Origin of the sequence: Streptomyces sp. 8L, assembly GCF_020176795.1 — a bacterium.
Lineage (GTDB): Bacteria > Actinomycetota > Actinomycetes > Streptomycetales > Streptomycetaceae > Streptomyces.
On the sequence record NZ_JAIUKE010000725.1, the window covers coordinates 1 to 3,638 of the forward strand.

Annotated in this window: 4 protein-coding genes; 3 read left to right on the forward strand and 1 reads right to left on the reverse strand. The window is 71.6% G+C overall.

All coding sequences use genetic code 11. The features are described from left to right. Window positions 1-72: 72 nt before the first annotated feature. The 3 genes from LCE31_RS37840 (at window position 73) to LCE31_RS37850 (ending at window position 2,740) form a co-directional block, all read left to right on the forward strand. Window positions 73-1,068 carry an acyl-CoA desaturase gene (locus LCE31_RS37840; RefSeq protein WP_225022674.1) on the forward strand — a complete coding sequence of 332 codons (996 nt, stop codon included), beginning with the start codon at window positions 73-75 and terminating at the stop codon, window positions 1,066-1,068. A 186-nt stretch (window positions 1,069-1,254) separates the two neighbouring features. Next, window positions 1,255-1,956 carry a TetR/AcrR family transcriptional regulator gene (locus LCE31_RS37845; RefSeq protein ID WP_225022676.1) on the forward strand — a complete coding sequence of 234 codons (702 nt, stop codon included), beginning with the start codon at window positions 1,255-1,257 and terminating at the stop codon, window positions 1,954-1,956. Window positions 1,957-2,092: 136 nt separating this feature from the next. Beyond that, window positions 2,093-2,740: a Uma2 family endonuclease gene (locus LCE31_RS37850; protein ID WP_374118691.1), complete on the forward strand. Its 648-nt coding sequence runs from the start codon at window positions 2,093-2,095 to the stop codon at window positions 2,738-2,740. A 157-nt stretch (window positions 2,741-2,897) separates the two neighbouring features. On the opposite strand, the gene LCE31_RS37855 is transcribed toward LCE31_RS37850, so the two are convergent. Beyond that, the coding region (locus LCE31_RS37855; protein ID WP_225022678.1) for a methyltransferase domain-containing protein at window positions 2,898-3,638 on the reverse strand (741 nt) is incomplete at its 5' end.

Sequence of the window (3,638 nt, forward strand, 5' to 3'; positions counted from 1 at the left end):
GGTCGTTACGATGCCGTAGGTTACGCACCCGTATACGGGCAACTGCCGTATTCCTCACCCCAGGGGACCCCCATGACCACAAGCCCCGACGTGATCGAAGACTCCTCCCCCAACCCCACCCGCTCCGACGGCGCCCCGCTGCCCGCCGCCACGCTCGGCGGCGACAAGAAGCGGTCCATCGAGCAGCTCGCTCTGCTGCTCTTCATCTTCGTGCCGTTCGTGGCGCTGATCGCCGCGATCCCGCTGGCCTGGCGGTGGGGCGGCATCAGCTGGCTCGACCTCGGCCTGATGGTCGTCATGTACTACATCGGGTGCCACGGCATCACCATCGGTTTCCACCGCTATTTCACCCACGGCTCCTTCAAGGCGAAACGTCCGCTGCGGATCGTGCTGGCGGTGATGGGCTCGATGGCGGTGGAGGGCCCGGTGGTGGGGGGGGTCGCCGACCACCGCAAACACCACAAGTTCTCGGACGCCGAGGGGGACCCCCACTCGCCCTGGCGCTTCGGCGAGACGCTGCCCGCCCTGATGAAGGGCCTGTGGTGGGCGCACATCGGCTGGATGTTCGACGAGGAGCAGACCCCGCAGCAGAAGTACGCGCCGGACCTGATGAAGGATTCCGCCATCCGGATGGTCTCGAAGCAGTTCGCGATGTGGACGCTGGTGTCCCTGCTGGTGCCGCCGCTGGTGGGCGGTCTGGCGACGCTGTCCTGGACGGGCGCGTTCACGGCCTTCTTCTGGGGGTCGCTGGTACGGGTGGCGCTGCTCCACCACGTCACGTGGTCGATCAACTCGATCTGCCACGCGGTCGGCAAGCGCCCGTTCAAGTCGCGTGACCGCAGCGGCAACGTGTGGTGGCTCGCGGTCCTGTCGTGCGGGGAGTCCTGGCACAACCTGCACCACGCGGACCCGACGTGCGCGCGGCACGGGGTGCTGCGCGGGCAGCTCGACTCCAGCGCGCGGCTGATCCGCTGGTTCGAGCGGATCGGCTGGGCGCACGACGTGCGGTGGCCGAGCGCGGACCGGCTCAGCGCGAAGCGGACGATGGCGCCGACGAACGCGGCCTGAGCGCCGGGGGGGGCGGCCCCGGGGGGCGGCATCGGCTTCCGGGGCCCGTCGGCTCCCCGGCCCGCCGCCTGCCGGGGCCGCCTGCCGGGGTCGCCTGCTGGCGCCGCCGGCCCGCGGAGGTCCGCGCAGGCCCGGCCCGGTCCGGCCCGCGGCTCGACGCCCGGTCGGCGCACTGGTCGATGGGGCATGATGGCGCCCGTGGCGACCGACACGAGTTCGAAGAGCGCGGGTGGGAGCGGCAAAGCCGGCCGTCCCGCCCCGGGCAGGCGCGCGCGCAGGGTCCGGATGACCGGGGCGGAGCGCCGTCAGCAGCTGCTCGACATCGGCCGTACGGTGTTCGCCGAGAAGGGTTTCGAGAGCACGTCGGTGGAGGAGATCGCGGCCAAGGCCGGGGTGTCCAAGCCGGTGGTGTACGAGCACTTCGGCGGCAAGGAGGGGTTGTACGCGGTCGTCGTGGACCGCGAGATGCGCCAGCTGCTCGACATGGTGACGGGCGCGCTGACCGCGGGGCACCCGCGCGAGCTGCTGGAGCAGGCGGCGTTCGCGCTGCTCGACTACATCGAGCTGTACACGGACGGCTTCCGCATCCTCGTGCGGGATTCGCCGGTGGCCCAGTCGACGGGCACGTTCGCCTCGCTGATCAGCGATATCGCGACACAGGTCGAGGACATCCTCGGCCTGGAGTTCAAGGCGCGCGGCTTCGACCCGAAGCTGGCCCCGCTGTACGCGCAGGCGCTGGTCGGCATGGTGGCGCTGACGGGCCAGTGGTGGGTGGACGCGCGCCGCCCGAAGAAGGCCGAGGTGGCGGCCCACCTGGTCAACCTGGCCTGGCACGGCCTGGGCAACCTGGAGGCCAAGCCCCGGATGATAGGCCACCGGAAAGTCTGAGGCGTCGCGCGTCAGCGATGCTCGGGACATCGGCGCGGGAGCATCGGCGTCATCGGGGACGTGCCGGTCACTCGTAGTGATGACGCGGACGGCGAAGCGGCGGCTACCGTGGGACGCGAGGCCTACCGTCCCCTTCATGGGAGGAACCATGACTGCCGAGCCCGTGCAGAACGACGCTCGCCTCCGGCCCGAGCCGGAGGAGGACGACGCACCCCGCTGGCCCATGCCCCCGGTGGACGGCTACACCGTGGACGACCTGTTCACGCTTCCGGATCTCCCGCCGCACACAGAGCTGATCGACGGGAGCCTCGTCTTCGTGAGCCCGCAACGCCGTTTCCACGCGAGGGTGATCCATCTGCTGACCGCGCTGCTCAGCGATGCGGCGCCGGATCATCTGTCGGTCGAACCGGAGATGGCGGTACGCCTCGACCGTCGAACAGCTCTGGAGCCCGACGTGTCGGTGGTCCGGACAGAGGCGGTGAGGAGCTTCTCGCAGACGTCGTTCGTCGCCGCCGACATCGTCCTCGCCGTCGAGGTCGTCTCGCCCGAGTCCGAGGCGAGGGACCGCAAAACCAAGCCCGTCCGGTACGCGGAGGCGGGCATCCCGCACTTCTGGCTGGTCGAGATGGCCGAGAACGACGAGCACCCGGTGGTCCACGTCTACGAGCTCGACGTACCCACCGGCGCCTACGGGCTCACCGGCATCCACCACGACCGGTTGAAGATCACCGTGCCGTTCGAGATCGACATCGACATCTCGCTGGACGCGCTGCGCGCGCTCTGACGGGCTTCAGCCCGCCCCGGCACCGGCATCGGCCCAGGCCCGGGCTCCGGGCGCGGGCGGGGCCTCAGCCGCTTCCGGGGCGCGGGCCCTCAGGCGCGCAGGGCGTCCTCCGTGCCCGGTGGCGTGGCGAGTCGCACATGGTCGAGAGCGGTCGGCATCAGGCGGGCCTCCGGGCGACGGCGAAGATGCGGCGGAAGGGGAAGACGGTGCCGTGCGGGGTGGGCGGATAGGCCTCGCGCAGCGCCTCGCGGTACTCGGCGGTGAACGCGTCGGCGGGGGCGCCGCTGTCGGCGGCGGCGATGAGTTCGGTCAGGACGGGCCGCAGCGCGGTGCCCTTCACCCAGTCGAGGACGGGGTCCTCGCCCTGGAGGACCTGGAGGTAGGTGGTCTCCCAGACGTCCGCCTCGCAGCCGAGGTCGAGCAGGGTCGCCAGGTATTCGGCGGGTTCGAGGACGGGCGCGAAGCGCAGCCGGCCGTCGAGGCGGGAGCGCCAGCGGGGGGCGGCGCACAGGTCCCTGAGGATCGTGTGGCTCGGTGAGGTGAAGTTGCCGGGGACCTGGAAGGCGAACGTGCCGCCCGGCACGAGGCCGTCCAGCCAGACCGGGAAGGACTTGACGTGGTCGGGCACCCACTGGAGGGCCGCGTTGGAGACGATGAGGCCGTAGAGCTGGTCCGGCACCCAGTTCGTCGCGTCCGCCTCGCGGAACGTGAGCGACCCGCCGCCGGGCGTCGGGCCCTCGTACTCGGTGCGGGCCCGGTCGAGCATGGCCTGCGAGGTGTCGAAGCCGGTGACGTGGGCGGTGGGCCAGCGGTCCGTGAGGAGCGCCGTCACATTGCCGGGGCCGCAGCCGACGTCCGCGACGGGCGGCCCGCCGTCCGGCGCGGGCGCGTCCTCCCC

Coding starts and splice junctions, on each gene's coding strand:
- LCE31_RS37840 (WP_225022674.1), top strand. CDS start 73: ATGACCACAAGCCCCGACGTGATCGAAGACTCCTCCCCCAACCCCACC.
- LCE31_RS37845 (WP_225022676.1), top strand. CDS start 1,255: ATGATGGCGCCCGTGGCGACCGACACGAGTTCGAAGAGCGCGGGTGGG.
- LCE31_RS37850 (WP_374118691.1), top strand. CDS start 2,093: ATGGGAGGAACCATGACTGCCGAGCCCGTGCAGAACGACGCTCGCCTC.